This window comes from Streptomyces canus 299MFChir4.1, assembly GCF_000383615.1.
Lineage (GTDB): Bacteria > Actinomycetota > Actinomycetes > Streptomycetales > Streptomycetaceae > Streptomyces > Streptomyces canus_C.
In genome coordinates this window covers 86,319-101,407 of sequence record NZ_KB911583.1, presented here as the reverse complement: position 1 = coordinate 101,407, position 15,089 = coordinate 86,319, and the positions used below count along the sequence as shown (strand labels likewise).

16 protein-coding genes and 1 pseudogene are annotated in these 15,089 nt (G+C 72.0%); 6 read left to right on the top strand and 11 right to left on the bottom strand.

Annotated features, from left to right (window positions below; all coding sequences use genetic code 11):
• Nucleotides 1–7 precede the first annotated feature (7 nt).
• The 8 genes from H293_RS0104340 to H293_RS0104305 form a co-directional block, all read right to left on the bottom strand.
• On the bottom strand, nt 8–697 hold the full coding sequence (locus H293_RS0104340) for an SDR family NAD(P)-dependent oxidoreductase (protein WP_020116653.1): 690 nt from the start codon (nt 695–697) through the stop codon (nt 8–10).
• A complete protein-coding gene (locus H293_RS0104335; RefSeq protein WP_020116652.1) occupies nt 694–1,566 on the bottom strand; it encodes a cupin domain-containing protein in 873 nt (290 codons plus the stop codon). The genes H293_RS0104340 and H293_RS0104335 overlap by 4 nt, the downstream gene beginning before the upstream one ends.
• A complete protein-coding gene (locus H293_RS0104330; RefSeq protein ID WP_020116651.1) occupies nt 1,563–2,915 on the bottom strand; it encodes an amidohydrolase family protein in 1,353 nt (450 codons plus the stop codon). The genes H293_RS0104335 and H293_RS0104330 overlap by 4 nt, the downstream gene beginning before the upstream one ends.
• Nucleotides 2,916–2,937: 22 nt before the next feature.
• Complete coding sequence (locus H293_RS0104325; protein WP_020116650.1) at nt 2,938–3,918, bottom strand: alpha-ketoacid dehydrogenase subunit beta; 981 nt, start codon at nt 3,916–3,918, stop codon at nt 2,938–2,940.
• Entirely contained in the window at nt 3,906–4,883 is a 978-nt protein-coding gene (locus tag H293_RS0104320; protein ID WP_020116649.1) for a thiamine pyrophosphate-dependent dehydrogenase E1 component subunit alpha, read from the bottom strand. Before H293_RS0104320 ends, H293_RS0104325 begins: the two co-directional genes overlap by 13 nt.
• Nucleotides 4,883–6,208 carry a M24 family metallopeptidase gene (locus H293_RS0104315; RefSeq protein ID WP_033415255.1) on the bottom strand — a complete coding sequence of 442 codons (1,326 nt, stop codon included), beginning with the start codon at nt 6,206–6,208 and terminating at the stop codon, nt 4,883–4,885. The genes H293_RS0104320 and H293_RS0104315 overlap by 1 nt, the downstream gene beginning before the upstream one ends.
• 71 nt (nt 6,209–6,279) lie before the next feature.
• The gene (locus H293_RS0104310; protein ID WP_028807540.1) at nt 6,280–6,912 is read right to left on the bottom strand and encodes a helix-turn-helix domain-containing protein; all 633 of its coding nucleotides are present in this window, start codon (nt 6,910–6,912) and stop codon (nt 6,280–6,282) included.
• Between the two features lie 432 nt (nt 6,913–7,344).
• Nucleotides 7,345–7,788, bottom strand: coding sequence for a potassium channel family protein (locus tag H293_RS0104305; protein WP_020116646.1), 444 nt, complete (start codon nt 7,786–7,788; stop codon nt 7,345–7,347).
• Between the two features lie 183 nt (nt 7,789–7,971).
• Between H293_RS0104305 and H293_RS0104300 the strand changes: the two genes are divergently transcribed.
• The 4 genes and pseudogenes from H293_RS0104300 (at nt 7,972) to H293_RS0104285 (ending at nt 11,942) form a co-directional block, all read left to right on the top strand.
• Entirely contained in the window at nt 7,972–8,784 is an 813-nt protein-coding gene (locus H293_RS0104300) for an SAM-dependent methyltransferase (protein WP_020116645.1), read from the top strand.
• Between the two features lie 38 nt (nt 8,785–8,822).
• Complete coding sequence (locus H293_RS0104295) at nt 8,823–10,226, top strand: type I glutamate--ammonia ligase (RefSeq protein WP_020116644.1); 1,404 nt, start codon at nt 8,823–8,825, stop codon at nt 10,224–10,226.
• 2 nt (nt 10,227–10,228) lie between these two features.
• Nucleotides 10,229–11,403, top strand: a pseudogene (locus tag H293_RS52535) (amidohydrolase family protein).
• 2 nt (nt 11,404–11,405) lie between these two features.
• Complete coding sequence (locus H293_RS0104285; RefSeq protein WP_020116643.1) at nt 11,406–11,942, top strand: NUDIX hydrolase family protein; 537 nt, start codon at nt 11,406–11,408, stop codon at nt 11,940–11,942.
• Nucleotides 11,943–11,951: 9 nt separating this feature from the next.
• Here H293_RS0104285 and H293_RS0104280 read toward each other — a convergent pair whose 3' ends face one another.
• The 3 genes from H293_RS0104280 to H293_RS0104270 all read right to left on the bottom strand — a co-directional run bounded on the left by H293_RS0104280 (nt 11,952) and on the right by H293_RS0104270 (nt 14,020).
• Complete coding sequence (locus H293_RS0104280; protein WP_020116642.1) at nt 11,952–12,281, bottom strand: DUF2218 domain-containing protein; 330 nt, start codon at nt 12,279–12,281, stop codon at nt 11,952–11,954.
• 108 nt (nt 12,282–12,389) lie between these two features.
• Complete coding sequence (locus H293_RS0104275; protein ID WP_020116641.1) at nt 12,390–13,328, bottom strand: carbohydrate kinase family protein; 939 nt, start codon at nt 13,326–13,328, stop codon at nt 12,390–12,392.
• Complete coding sequence (locus tag H293_RS0104270) at nt 13,325–14,020, bottom strand: class II aldolase/adducin family protein (RefSeq protein WP_020116640.1); 696 nt, start codon at nt 14,018–14,020, stop codon at nt 13,325–13,327. Before H293_RS0104270 ends, H293_RS0104275 begins: the two co-directional genes overlap by 4 nt.
• Nucleotides 14,021–14,113: 93 nt before the next feature.
• Between H293_RS0104270 and H293_RS0104265 the strand changes: the two genes are divergently transcribed.
• Nucleotides 14,114–14,773: a TetR/AcrR family transcriptional regulator gene (locus H293_RS0104265; protein WP_020116639.1), complete on the top strand. Its 660-nt coding sequence runs from the start codon at nt 14,114–14,116 to the stop codon at nt 14,771–14,773.
• 24 nt (nt 14,774–14,797) lie between these two features.
• Nucleotides 14,798–15,085, top strand: coding sequence for a DUF1905 domain-containing protein (locus tag H293_RS0104260; RefSeq protein ID WP_020116638.1), 288 nt, complete (start codon nt 14,798–14,800; stop codon nt 15,083–15,085).
• The last annotated feature ends 4 nt before the right edge of the window (nt 15,086–15,089 follow it).

Here is a 15,089-nt window from a genome sequence, read left to right as displayed (position 1 = left end):
CCGGACCTCACCCCAGCAGCCATCCGCCGTCCACGCTCAACTCCACCGCGTTGACCGAGCCGTTGCGCAGCAGGAAGTCCACGGCGTCCACCACGTCCGCCACGGTCGCGAGCCGTCCCGTCGGGGTCCTGGCCCGCAGGTCCGCCAGGACCTCCGCCGGCTTGGCCCGCCAGTACGGGCTGTCCCCCACCACCCCGGGATGGATCGCGTTGACCCGGACGGGGGCGAGTTCGACGGCCAGGGAGTGCATCAGCCCCGTCACCCCGGCGTTGACGGTCGCCACCGTCGTCGCTCCCGGGTAGGGCCGCTCCTTGGCCTGTCCGCCGAACAGCACGATGGCGCTGTCGTCGTGCAGCCGGGACCGCAGCGCGTGGACGACGGCGGTGTAGCCGACGAGCTTGAGGGTGACAAGGTGGACGGCGGCGTCGATGTCGTACGCGGTCACCCGGTTCTCGTCGCGGGAGATGCCCGCGACCACCAGGTGGTCGACGGTTCCCACGTCGCCCAGGGCGTCGACGATCCCCTTCGGCCGCGCGAGGTCCAGGGCGAGTCCCCGGGCGCCGATCTCCTTGGCCGCGGTGTCGGTGCGGTGGGCGTCCCGCCCGGTGATCACCACCTCGTCGCCGCGCTCGGCACGCACCCGGGCGAACTCCCTGCCGATGCCCGAGGTTCCCCCGATCACCACCACGCCGCTCATCGGGAAGCCTCCCTCAGGTAGTCCCAGTCCCGGGTGAACCGGTAGGAGTGCCGCACCGGCGGCTGCGGCGCCTGTGTCTCCAGCCAACGCAGCGGCCCCTCACCGGCGTTGGCGAAGCCGTGCACACAACCGGCGCCCGCCCAGGCGCAGTCGCCCGGACCCAGCCGGTACGGCGAACCGTCGAAGACCGCGTCCGCCTCGCCTTCCAGGAACAGGTACGTCTCCTCGAAGGGGTGGTCGTGCGTGCCCGCGACGCCGTCGGGCGCGTACCGCACCATGAACATCGTCGAGGCCACCGCGCCCAGATCGCTGTCGACCATCATCTTCACGGTGATCCCGCTGTAGACGAGCAGCGCGGTCCGCATGCTCGCCGACATCGCGAGCAGGTCCTGGGACTGCTTCCCGGGGTCCATCTGGGCGGGTTCGAAGTGCCCGAAGGACCGGGTGCGCGGGTCGCGGACGTCGACCCGGACGGGCGGACGCACCGGCCACGCGGAGACCGCCTGGGTGTCGTACCCGTACCGGGCCCGCGGTACCGGAGCGAGCATGTCCGCCCAGCGGGCGACGCCGTCCCCGGCGCCGCGCCAGGCGTGCGGGACGCCGGTCGCGAGGAGCCCGTAGTCGCCCTCCTCCAGCAGGTACGCCCCCTCGGGCATATCGAGGACCACAGTCCCGTCGAGGACGTGGAAGCTCTCCTCGTACGAGTGGACATGGGCCGCCACGCTCCCGTCGGGGCGCAGCTCGCACACCCCGAAACCGGTGTGCGAGCTGCCGTCGGCCTCGCCGACCAACTCCCTTCGCCGGTAGCCGTGTTCGTCGTACGACGGCTCAGGGAGGTCGGTGGCCCGGCGCACCAGGTGCCTGGTCACGCCCGGGCCTCCTTCGCGGCCAGCAGCCGGTCGCGGGACTCCTCGACCAGGCGCCGGGCACGCGCCACGTCGGCCGTGAGCCTGCCGTCGCGCTTGCGGACGACGCCGTCGACGATGACCGTCTCCACGTTGGACACGTCCGCGCTCAACGCCACCGCGGCGGCAGCGTCGTGCACCGGGGCCACGTTCAGGGCGGTCGCGTCGATCGCGACGACGTCCGCGCGCTTGCCCGGGGTGAGCGATCCGGTGCGGTCCTCCAGGCCGGCCACGTGGGCGCCGTTGCGGGTGGCGATCTCCAGCATCTGACGTGCCGTCAACATGGTGTCGGGGACCGGGACATCCGCCTGCCAGCTGGCCGCGTTGACGCGGGCGCGCTCGGCGCCGAAGGCCGCGCGGATCTGGGTGAACATGTCGCCGGGCACGGTGGTGACGACGTCGATGCTCAGGGAGGGGCGCAGGCCGTGCTCGATCGCCTTCATCACCGGCGGCCAGCCGTGCCCCATCTGCGTCTCGACCTGCGGCGCGATGGAGACCGTACCGCCGCTGTCGGCGACCAGCCGCCACTCCTCCTCGCTGAAGTAGCAGCAGTGGACGTAGGTGGTGTCGGGGCCGAGCAGTCCGAGGTCGTGGAGCTGCTTGACCATGCCGAAGCGGCCCGCGAGACGCCCCATGGCCACGTGCACGGTGATCGGGATGCCGAGCTCACGGGCGAGGGCCCACTCGGCGGTGACGACGTCGTTGACGCAGAAGCCGGGGCCGCGGGTGGCGAGGGCCAGGGTGAGCAGTGCGTCGTCGGAGTCGGAGGAGAAGTACTCGGTGCGGATCCGGCGTACGTCGTCGCCCGGGATCGCGATCTTGCTCTCGAACCAGTAGTCGGCGAGCGAGGTGTTGGCGCTGCCGTACGCGTACTGGGCACGGATGCCGGTCTCCGCGAGGGCCCGGATCGCCGCGTCCGGGTGCTCGGGCGTGTTGTTGATGTGGGACCAGTCGACGAGCGTGGTGATGCCGGCGTTGAGGCACTCCAGGGCGCCCGCGAGGTTCGCGGCGTAGACGTCCTCGGGGGTGTAGAGGGGTGCGAAGGTGTCGAGGATGTCGACGAAGTAGTCGTCGAGGGTGGCGTCGGGCGCCACGTTCCGGATCGAGGCCTCCCAGGTGTGGCGGTGGGTGTCGACGAAGCCGGGGATCACGATGCGGCCGGTCATGTCGAGGACTTCGGCGTCCGCGCCGATCTCACGGTCCACGGCCGCGATCCTCCCGTCCTCGATGAGGACGTCCCCCCTCGGCAGGTCCCCGATGTCGGGGTCCATGGAGAGCACGTGTCCGGCTCGAAGGAGTGTCCGATGGGTCATCGCGCTTCCTCCTAGGGGGTGTTCAGTACGCGGCGAGACTCCTGACGGCCGCCACGACCTTGTCGACGGTGGGAATGACCTGTTCCTCCAGCGCGTCCGCGAACGGCAGCGGCACGCACTCCCCCGTCACCCGCCGCACCGGCGCGTCCAGCAGCCCGAAACCCTCGTCGGCCACGACGGAGACGAGCGTCGCCCCCCAGCCGCCCTGGTACGGGTTCTCCTCGACGGTCACCAGCCGGGAGGTCCGGCCGAGCGAGGCGAGCACGGTGGCCATGTCGAGCGGCACGAGGGAGCGCAGGTCGACGACCTCGACGCCGATGCCCTCCTGGGCGAGCCGTTCCGCGGCCGTGAGCGCGACCGGCACCATCGAGGCGAGCGCCACCAGCGTCACGTCGGCCCCCTCGCGCACGACGGCCGCGCGCCCCAGGTCGACCACGTGGTCGGGCGGCGGGGGCGGCCCCTTGGTGGCCAGCAGCCCCTTGTGCTCGAAGAACACGACCGGGTCGTCGCTGCGGATGGCCGCCGCCATCATGCCGATGACGTCGGCGGGCGTGGCAGGCGCCGCGATCTTCAGCCCGGGAACGGTCAGCGCCCAGTTCTCCGTGGCCTGCGAGTGCTGGGCGCCGAAACCGAGCCCGCCGCCGTTGGCGGTGCGCACGACGAGGGGCACGGTGACCTGACCACCCGTCATATACCGCACCTTGGGAATCTCGTTGGCGAGGTAGTCCCAGCAACAGGCCAGGAAGTCCGAGAACATGATCTCCGCGACCGGCCTCATGCCGGTCATCGCGGCACCCATCGCCGCGCCCACGATGGCCTGTTCGGAGATCGGCGTGTCCCACACCCGCTCGGACCCGAACTCCTTGTGCAGCCCCGCGGTCGTCTTGAACACCCCGCCGGCCGCGCCGATGTCCTCCCCCAGGCAGACCACGGAGGGATCGCGGCGCATCTCCCGCGCGATGCCCTCGGCGACCGCCTCCCGATAGGTGATCACGTCCGCCATGCCGCACCTCCGTCGGCCCATACGTCGGTGAAGGCCTCGCGGGGATCGGGCGGCGGCGCGTTCTTCGCGGCATCGACCGCCTCCTGTACGACGCTCCGCGCGCGCTCGTCGGCCTCGGTGACCCTCTCCTCGGGCACCCCGGCCTCGACGAGCCGCCCGCGCGCGATGTCCAACGGGTCGTGCTTGAGCCAGCGTTCGACCTCCTCGGCCGGGCGGTAGGTCGCCGGGTCGCTCCGGCTGTGCCCGAAGTGGCGGTAGGTCTCGGCCTCCAGCAGGGCGGGCCCGTCTCCGGCCCGGGCCCGCCGCGCCAGCCGTGCCACCGTCTCCTGGACGGAGACGGCGTCGTTGCCGTCGACGACCTCGCCGGGGATGCCGTAGGCGGGCGCCCGGTCGGCGGCCGGCCGGGGCACCGCGGTGACGTCGGCGATCGGCGTGTACTCCATGTACAGGTTGTTCTCGCAGACGAACAGCACGGGCAGCTTCCACACGGCGGCCAGGTTCAGCGCCTCGTGGAAGGCGCCGATGTTGGTGGCGCCGTCCCCGAAGAAGGCGACCGCGAGCTGTCCGGTGCCGCGCAGCTTCGCCGACCAGGCGGCGCCGACCGCCATGGGAAGGTGGGCGCCGACGATGGCGTAGGAGCCGAGCATGTTCGTGGCTGCCTTGGTGAGGTGCATGGAGCCGCCCTTGGCCCCGCACAACCCCGTTGCCCTGCTCATGAGTTCGGCGAGGCACTCCTCGGGGGTGGCGCCCCGGGCCATCGCGTGGTGGTGGCCGCGATAGGTGGCGAAGACGTAGTCGTCGTCGCGCAGGGCGGCGCTCGCGCCGACGGCGATCGCCTCGTGGCCGGCGGCGAGGTGGGTGGTGCCCTTGACGAGGCCCTGGAGGAACAGGTCGTGGGCGGCCTTCTCGGTACGGCGGATGAGGGCCATCCGCTCGTACAGGGCGAGGAGTGCGGCCGGTTCCATCAGTGCTTCCCGTTGTTGAGATGCGACTGCGACTCACGGCGGGTGTTCAGCTCGCCGCCCACCGTCCAGTACTTGCGGCCCGCGACCAGGAGTTCCTCGGCGGGGAACTTGGTGATGACCTCGCAGCCGTCGGCGGTGACGACCAGTTCCTCCTCGATCCGGGCGGCGGACCAGCCGTCGGCCGCGGGCCAGTAGGTCTCCAGGGCGAACACCATGCCCTCTTCGAGGACTTCGGGGTGGTCGAGGGAGACCAGCCGGCTGAAGACGGGCTTCTCCCAGATCGACAGGCCCACGCCGTGGCCGTACTGGAGGGCGAAGGCGGCGGTCTCGTCGGCGAAACCGAACTCCTCGGCACGCGGCCACACTTGGACGATGTCGGCGGTGGTGGCGCCCGGCCGGACCAGGGAGATCGCCTCGTCCATGTACTCCCGGCAGCGGACGTACGCGTCCCGTTGCGCTCGGGAGGCGCTGCCGACGGCGAAGGTGCGGTAGTAGCAGGTGCGGTAGCCGAGGTGGCTGTGGAGGATGTCGAAGAAGGCGGGGTCGCCGGGGCGGATCAGGCGGTCGCTGTAGACGTGCGGGTGGGGTGAACAGCGTTCCCCCGAGATGGCGTTGACGCCTTCGACGTACTCGCTGCCGAGGTCGTAGAGGACCTTGCTGACCAGGCCGACGCACTCGTTCTCGCGGATGCCGGGGCGGAGGTGGGCGTAGAGCTCCTCGTAGGCCGCGTCGACCATCGCGCAGGCCTGGGCGAGCAGGGAGATCTCGTCGCCGGTCTTGACGCGGCGGGCCTCCAGGAAGACCTGCTGCCCGTCGACCACGTCGATGCCCTCGGCGCGCAGGGCCGCGAGCACGGGCATCTCGGCGACGTCGATGCCGAGCGGTTCGCCGGCGAGGCCGTGGGCGCGCAGTTCGGCGGCGATCTTCGCTGCGACGTCCTCGGCGATCCCGGCGTCCGGGTGGAAGGCGCCGCGCAGGGTGGAGATGCCGGCGCGGGCTCCGGTGGGCGGGCCGTCCTTGCCGTCGTCGTGGTCGAGCCAAGGGTTGAAGAGCTGGTGGTGGCGGGCCGCGGAGCCGAAGTCCCAGACGATCGGTTCGCCGCCGCGGACCAGCAGGGCGAAGCGGATCAGTTTGTCCATCGCCCAGGTGCCGATGTGCGTGGCGGTCATGTAGCGGATGTTCGCGAAGTCGAAGCTGAGCACGGCGCCCAGTTCGGAGCGGTTCAGCGTGTCGTGGAGCCGGGCCAGGCGCTGTCGGCGCAGCCGGTCGAGGTCTACGCGCTCTTCCCAGTCGACGGCATTGGGGCCGTATGTGCGGATCGCCATCGCGACCACCCCCACCATCGAGTCAACGACCGTCCACGGGGAGTGTCAAGTGTCACTGAACGGTTTGGCCGTCACCGAACGGTCCGGCTCGACACGAACCAGACACCCACGGCCGGTTCGTCGCCGTCGTTGCGGTAGCGGTGCGGGGTCGTGGACTCGAAGCTGACGGCGTCGCCGGGGCGCAGGACCTGCTCGTCGAAGCCGAGGGTGAGGACGAGTTCGCCGGAGGTCAGATAGCCGTACTCGGTGCCGGCGTGCCGCATCAGACCGCCCGCACCGGAGGAGGAGCCGCCGGGCCGGTAGGTGACGAGCAGGAAGTCGACGTCCGTGCCGGGGACGTGCCCGAGCCGCTCCCACACGACGCCGGAGTCCAGTTCCAGCAGCTCCCGCTCACCGGGGGTGACCAGGGGGCCTATGCGGCGGCCGGGGTCGGCGGCGAATGCCGCCAGGGCGTGCACGACGGTGGCCGAACCCACCGCCGCGGCGGTCTCCCGGCCCTCGAAGAGCGACTCGACGGAGATCCCGAGAGCCGTGGTGATCGCGTACAGGGTGCTGACCGACGGCTGGCTCTTCCCGGTCTCTATCTGGGAGACCAGGCTCGCGGAGACACCGACCTCGCGGGCCAGAGCACGCAGCCCGAGGCCACGCTCCAGCCGCGCCTGCCGGATGCGGACGCCGACGGGGGGCACGGGGGCAGGGGACACGGGCGGGCTCCTCTCCTGTGCAGCCCCATTGAACAACCCGACCGGCCGCCCGGGAAAGACGCCCGCGTCAACCGGGGCGCGGGCGTGCTCCTCCCCGGAAAGCTCCGGCGCCGCACGAGGGGAGCGTCGCCCGTAGCCCCGGCCGGACGCCCCGCACCCCCGGAGGAGTGCCCCGCGCCCTCCGCAGAAGAGCACCCGCACTCCGGGCCCGGCCCACGCTCCTCGCCAAAGCGGTCCGTACCGCCGCGGCCGGTGACCCACCGGGCTCCCCCCTCGGCCGCCGCACGTCTGCTCCGGTACCTCACCCCGGGCCCGAGGCCGCAGCCGGTCGTCGCGCCCCGCCCCGCCCGGCCACCGAGCCCCTGACCGACCGCGAGCTCGACGTGGTCCGCCCCGTCGCCCTCGGCCGGCACGCGCGGCCGGGGAACCACGTCACCCCTTCTTCTTCGCTCCCAGCACCTCCTCCAGCCGGTCGAACCGCTCGTGCAGGGCATGCAGGGTCTCGGCACCCACCGGGTGCGCACGCTTCTGCTGCCGGGCCACGAACCAGGTGGCGAGTGCCGCCGTGACCATGCCGTACGTCGTGATGCCGACGACCATGACGACCGTGCCGACGACCCGGCCCCACCAGGTCACCGGGTAGAAGTCGCCGTATCCGACGGTCGTCGCCGTCTCGACCGCCCACCACAGGGCCTTCGGGTACGAGGTCAGACTGGCGCCCCGCGCCCCCTCCTCGGCGACGAGCACCGCCCAGGAACCGGTGAGCATCACCAGGAGCAGCACGGCGGTCGCACCGCCCGCCGCCTTCATATGGAGTGAGCGGCCCTCCCGGCCGCGCATCAACTCGACCATCCTGGCGAGGAAACCGGGCAGCATGCTCACTCCTCGAAGGCCGGGGGCGGGGCGGGCGCACGGGGCCAGTGTCGCCGCCGAGCGGGTGTCCGGCACTTCGGACAGGGCGTTCGAGTCGAGGGTTCGCGGGACAAGCTGATCATCGGACGGCACAATGGCGGCAACGGCCGCAGGCACGGAGAACAGGCACGGAGAAGGAGCACTGTCGTGAGCGAGAGCCACACCCCGTCGGGCGCATCGGCGAGGCTGAACACAGGTGTGGCGCACAACGCGCGCGTGTGGAACTACTGGATCGGCGGCAAGGACAACTACGAGGTCGACCAGCGGGTCGGCGACCATGTCGCCGGGATGTTCCCGATCATCCGGGAGATCGCCCGCGCGGACCGCTGGTTCCTGGGCCGCTCGGTGCGCTTCCTCGCCGAGGAGCGGGGCATCCGGCAGTTCCTCGACGTCGGCACGGGGCTGCCGACGGTGGACAACACCCATGAGATCGCCCAGCGCATCGCGCCCAACGCCCGGATCGTCTACGTCGACAACGACCCGATCGTCCTCGTCCACGCCCGCACCCTGCTGACCAGCACACCCGAGGGCGTCACCGACTACATCGACGCCGACGTCCACGACCCGGCCGCCATCCTCGAACGGGCCGCCCAGACCCTGGACTTCAGCAAGCCGGTCGCGGTGATGATGCTCGGCATCCTCAACTTCGTCCTCGACACCGACGAGGCGCGCAGGATCGCGCACGAGATCATGGCCTCGATGCCCGCCGGCAGCCATCTGGCCCTGACCCACCCCACGTTCGACGCCGACCTCGGCGGCGAGGGCCAGATCCCGGCCATGAAGTTCTGGAACGAGAACGCCACTCCGCCGATCACGGCCCGCAGCGGCACGGACATCGCCACCTTCTTCGACGGACTCGATCTCCTCGAACCGGGCCTGGTCTCCTGCTCGCGGTGGCGTGCCGACTCCGACTCCCCGGCCGTGGTACCGCAGTTCGGCGCGGTCGCCGTGAAACCCTGACGCGGGATCCGATCGGCCGAGCCCGTCGTGGAGGACGTATGACCACCCTTGCCGACCCCGTCCCCGGCGGCCGTCCCGGGGACGTGGACCGGGCCACCGCACTGAGCGAGGAGCTGTCCGCGAAGGGCGTGCACGGCGTGGTCCTGGCCTATGTCGACACCGCGGGCATCTGCCGGGTGAAGACCGTCCCGACGGCGAAGCTGCCCTCCGCCGCGGCCTGGGGCGTGGGCATGTCGCCGGTGTTCGACACCTTCCTGGCGAACGACTCCATCATCACCACGGAGACGCTGGGCTCCCCGGACGGTGATCTGCGTCTGTATCCCGATCTGGACCGGCTGGTGGCACTGGCCGGGCAGCCCGGCTGGGCCTGGGCGCCCGTCGACCGGATCACCCAGGAGGGCGAGCGCCATCCCGGCTGCTCCCGCACGGTGCTGCGGCGGATCGTCACCGAGGCGGCCGAACGGCACGGGATCACCTTCGAGGCGGGCATCGAGATCGAGTGGGCGGTGGGCCGGGGCCCGGCGGCGGACGGTGACTTCGTGCCCGCGGTGTCGGGACCGGCGTACGGCGCCACCCGGCAGGTGGAGCTGAGCGACTACGCGGCCGACCTGCTGGCGGCCTGCGCCGCCCAGGGCATCGAGGTCGCACAGCTCCACCCCGAGTACGCGGCCGGGCAGTTCGAGATCTCGACGGGTGCCCTGGACCCGGTGGCGGCGGCCGACGTCAGCGTCCTCGTACGGCAGACGATCCGCGCGGTGGCCCAGCGGCACGGGCTCGCCGTCTCCTTCTCCCCGGCCGTCTTCGCGGAGGGCGTAGGCAACGGCGGCCATCTCCATCTCTCCGCCTGGCGCGAGGGCGTGAACCTGCACTCGGGCGGCACGGGCCGATACGGCATGACGCGCGAGGCCGAGTCGTTCGTCGCGGGTGTCCTCACCCACCTGCACGCGCTGACGGCCCTGACCGCGCCGAGCCCGGCCAGTTATCTGCGCCTCAAGCCCTCCCAGTGGGCCGGGGTGTTCACCGCCTGGGGCCGGGAGACCCGGGAGGCGGCCGTGCGGATCGTGACCGGTACGGCGGGCCTGACCGACCGGGCCGCGAACCTGGAGCTGAAGCCGGCCGACCTGGCCGCCAACCCGTATCTCGCGCTCACCGGGCTGATCGCCGCCGGGCTCGACGGACTGACCTCGGCCATGCCGCTGCCCAGGGAGATCACCGGGGATCCGGCCCTGCTCGCCGCCGACCGGGCCGCCGCCCTGGGCGTCCGCCGGCTGCCGACCTCCCTGTCCCAGGCGGTCCGGGCCTTCCGCGCCGACGAACAGCTGCGGGCCGCGCTGGGTCCGGTCCTCGCCGACGCCGTGGTCGCCGTGCGCTTCGGGGAGAGCGATTCCGTGGCCGACCTGGACGACGAGCAGATCGCGGCCGCGTACCGCTGGAAGTACTGAGCATGAGCGGACGCGTCCACGAGGCCCTCGCCGCCGCCCGGCTGGTGGACCACCACTGCCACGGGGTCGTCACCGACGAACTCGACCGGCCCGCCTTCGAGTCGCTGCTCACCGAGGGCACGGCCTGGCCCGGGATCTCCCCCTTCGACAGCCCCGTCGGCGTGGCGGTCCGGCGCCACTGCGCGCCCCTGCTGGACCTCCCCCGCCACGCGCCGCCCGAGGCCTATCTGGCCCGCCGTGCCGAGCTCGGCCCGCAGGAGGTCAACCGCCGCTTCCTGAGCGCCGCGGGCACGGACGTGTTCTGCGTCGACACCGGGTACACGCCGGACCGCATCACCTCGCCCGGGGAACTGGCCGCCATCGCGGGCGGGTCGGCCTACGAGGTCGTACGGCTGGAAAGCGTCGCGGAGGCGGTGGCGGCGCGGGGCGTGGAGCCGCACGCGTACGCCGACGTGTTCCGGGCGGCCGCTCTGGATGCCGTGGGGCGGCCGGGTGTGGTGGCCGTGAAGTCGGTCGCCGCCTACCGCACCGGCTTCGACCTGGACCCGGCGCGCCCTTCGGAGGCGGAGGTCACCCGCGCCGCCGCCGACTGGCCGATCCCGTTCTCGTACGGCATCTGCTGTGGACCGCCGTGGACCTGGGGCTGCCGCTCCAGCTGCACACCGGGTTCGGCGACAGCGACATCCGGATGCACCGCGTGGATCCCACCCACCTCACGGACTGGCTGCACCTGACCGCGGGCACCGTCCCGGTCCTGCTGCTGCACTGCTGGCCGTACCAGCGGCAGGCCGCCTATCTGGCCGCGGTGTTCGAGCAGGTGTACCTGGACGTGGGCCTCACGCTGCACCATGTCGGCCCCGCGAGGTCCGGGGCGATCCTGGCGGAGGCGCTGGAGATCACGCCGTTCCGCAAGCTGCTGTACAGCTCCGACGCGTACGGTGTGGCCGAATTCCATCTGCTCGGCGCGGTGTCGTTCCGGCAGGGGCTGGCCGCTCTGCTCCAGGAGCGGGTGGACGCCGACGAGCTGAGCCTGCCGGACGCCTTGCGCATCGCGGCCTGGACGAGCGGGGACAACGCCCGCCGTCTCTACGGACTTCCCGCCCCCTCCCCGTCCCCGTCCCCGTCCCACCAGGCGAGCGCGACTGAGCACCCGCCGTCCCCGGAAAGTATGATCTAGCAATGTCTGACTTGACCGATACCACGCCCGGCTGGCTCAGCGCCGACGATCTCGAGCAGGCGCGCGCCCGGATGCCCATCCTGTACGTCGAGGCCGTGCCCGTGCGCGTAGACGACAGCGGCGAAGTCACCAGCGTCGGCCTGCTGCTGCGCATCGGACCCGACGGAACGGTCAGCCGGACTCTGGTCTCCGGCCGCGTTCTGCACCACGAGCGGGTCCGGGACGCCCTGCTGCGTCACCTGGAGAAGGACCTCGGACCCGTGGCCCTGCCCCGGATCCCGCCCTCCCTGCAGCCGTTCACGGTGGCGGAGTACTTCCCCACCCAGGGGGTCACCCCGTACCACGACCCGCGCCAGCACGCCGTCTCCCTTGTCTACGTCGTTCCGGTGAGCGGTGACTGCCAGCCTCGCCAGGACGCCCTGGACCTGGTGTGGTTCAGCCCGCAGGAGGCCCTGTCCCCGGCGGTGGCGAGCGAGATGCCCGGCGGTCACGGGGTGCTGCTCAAGCAGGCACTGGCCCACGTGGGCTGCTCGGTCTGAGGCCCCCGGTCAGTCGGACTCCTTGCGCTGCGTGGTGCCGGGCTCGCCGCCGTCCCGGGTCCACTCGACGACGAGTTCGTCCTTGCTGCCGAAGCGGACGAGGTGGCTGCCGACGACACCCTCCAGCAGATCGAGGTGCTCGGACTCCGTCTCCAGCGTCAGCAGCAGCGCGCCCTCGGTGGCGGTGAGGGAGCCCTTGCCTCCGTTCTGGAAGAGCAGGCTGCCCTCACCGCTGTCCTCGTCCCAGCTGGTCGTGGAGCGGCGGCCCAGGTGCGAGGCGAGCTGCTTGGCGTAGCGGTGCGGGCGGTCGGTGGCGACGTGGGCTTCGGAGTGGGGCACGGGAACTCCCAGGAGTGCGGTGGCGCGGAGCGGACTCGTTGGTGCCGCAACACCGGCCGCCCCGCGCCCATTCCGCGGGCCTCGCACACCGCACGGCAGGGACGGCACCTAGGCGCGGGTCCTGTTCGTCATGGAGAACTCGTCGGCCTCCGCCAGGTCGAAGTCGCCGTGGTCGCTGCCCAGGCCCTGGGCCACCAGTGCCGCCGCGGCGCTGCCCAGGATCGCCGCCTCCCGTGGTGTGCGGTTCAGGCTCATCCCGCGCAGGAAGCCCGCCGAGAAGGCGTCGCCGCAGCCGGTGGTGTCGACGACCTCGACGTCGAAGGCGGGGACCGTCTCCGTGCCCTCGGCGGTGACCAGGAGGGCGCCGTCGCCGCCGCGGGTGACCGCGACCAGGCCCACGCCGCCGGCCAGGAACTTCTTCGCGCCGGTGACGACGTCCTGTTCCTCGCTGAAACCGAGGACCTGGTCCTCGTTGGGGAGCAGGAAGTCGACGTAGGGGAGCAGCGGTTCGATCTGGTCGAAGGTGCCGAGCTCGCCCGGGGCGAGGAGGTCCACCGAGGTGACCACGCCGTGTTCCTTGGCGTGCGCCAGGATGCGGGCGGCGACCTCGGCTCCGATCAGCTCGGGGCCGCCGAGGTGCAGGTGGCTCGCCTCGGCGACCGCCTCCCAGGGCACGTCGTCGAGGCCGTAGGTGATGTTGGCGCCGAGCAGGTGGAGGGTGGGACGGTCGCCGTTGGGGCGGATGGGCAGGACGGTCGCGGAGGTGGAGGTGTCGATACGGCGGACGAGCAGCCCGGTGTCGATGCCCGCCTTGTCGAGGAGCCGCGTGAGCAGGTCGCCCGTCGGGTCGGTGCCGATCGCCCCGGCGGTGCGTACCGAGGCGCCCAGCTTGGCCAGGGTGAGGGCGGTGCCGGCGGCCGTGCCGGCGGCGGTCATGCGGATGTCCTCGACCAGGGTCGCGCCCTGGCCCTCCGGTATCTCCTCGACCGGCCGGACCAGGACGTCCAGCACGTGCACGCCCATGGTGACGACGTTCTGCGCCTTCATCGGGTTCCCTCCTGCGCGGATGGTGCGGATGGTGCGGACTGCGTGGTGCCGTAGTTGCGGGCGAGGGCGGCCTCGATCACCGCGATCTGCTGCTGTTCGTCGAGGACGCGGGGCTGCCCCAGGGCGGCCGCGCGCTGGTAGACACCGCAGGCCCACTCCAGGAGCAGCGCGTGCTCGACCGCCTTGTCGAGGGTCGGGGCGTGGGTGACGGCCCCGTGGTTGGCCATCAGGGCGGCACCCCGGCCCTCCAGCGCGACGAGGACCGACTCGGCGAGTTCCGGGGTGCCGAAGGTCGCGTACGGCGCGACCCGGACGGTGCCGCCGAGGGCCAGCAACTGGTAGTGGACGCAGGGCAGTTCGTCGAGGACAAGGGAGAGCGCCGTGGCCATCGGGGCGTGGGTGTGCACGACGGCGCCGGTGCCGTAACGGCCGTACACGCCGAGGTGGAGGTCCAGTTCCGAGGTCGGCAGCAGGCCGCCGGTCACGATCTCTCCGTCGAGGTCGACGACGGTGACCTGTTCCGGGGTGAGCTCGGCCAGGATCGCGCCGGTCGCGGTGATCGCCACGCGGTCCTCGACGCGGACGCTGACATTTCCCGCCGTACCGATGAGCAGCCCCTCGGCCCCCAGTCGGCGGCAGGCGGCCGCCACGGCGGCCCGCTCCTCGCTCAGCGCCGGGCTTGAGTCGGTCATGCGCGCGACGCTAACCTTAACGTGAAACAAAGTCACGTTCAGGTTCGGGGGTCGTCGCGTGAGGTGGTCACGTGAGTGAGCGGAGGTCGTCGCGTGGCTGAGTCCGCCCCGGACGCCGACCCGGCCGCATGGATCGCCTCCCTGCGCCGCACACCTCAACAGGCCCGTAGCCGGGCCCGGTTGGCCAGGGTGCTGGAAGCCGCGGAGCGCATTCTGGTCGAGGAGGGCGTCGAGTCGCTCACCACGACCCGCATCGCGTCCGAGGCGCGGGTGTCGGTCGGTTCGCTCTACCAGTACCTGCCCGACCGCGGGGCGATCATCGAGGCGCTCGCGGCCGGCTACTTCGCGAAGCTGGAAGCGGCGATGGACGCGCTCGTCGAGGCCGCGGCCGCCGAGCGCTGGGAGGACCCGGTCGGTGTCCTCGTCGACGCGTACGCCGCGATCTACCGCACCGAACACGGCTTCCGCGCCCTGTGGTTCGGCAGCGGGCTGACCGAGCGGACCCGGGCCGCGGACCGCGAGCACAAGCACCGGATGGCCGACGGGATCCGCCGCATCCTGCTCGCGCTGCGGCTCGCCGAGGACGACGAGACGCTCGCCCGCGTCTGCCACGCCGCGATCCTCGCCGCCGACGCCCTCGCGCAGGAGGCCTTCCGCCGGGACACGAAAGGGGACAGCGCGCTGCTGGAGGAGGCGAAGATCCTGTTGCGCGGATACCTCACGGACGTCGCCGCGCGGTACAGACTGTCCTGACGTCGTCGGGACAACGGGGGTCTCATGCAGCTCACCTTCACCGGCCGGGTGATCGAATGGCGCGGCCCGGCCCCGTACTACTTCGTCCCGGTGCCCGGCCAGGAGTCCGCCGACATCGGTGAGGTGGCCCGCGTGGCCACGTACGGGTGGGGCGTGATCCCGGTCGAGGCCCGGATCGGCGAGGTCACCTTCACGACCTCGTTGTTCCCGAAGGACGGCGGCTATCTGCTGCCCCTCAAGAACGCGGTGCGCACACCGGAAGGGCTCGACGCGGGCGACGACGTGCGGGTGGAGATGACGGTCCGCTTCTAGGCCC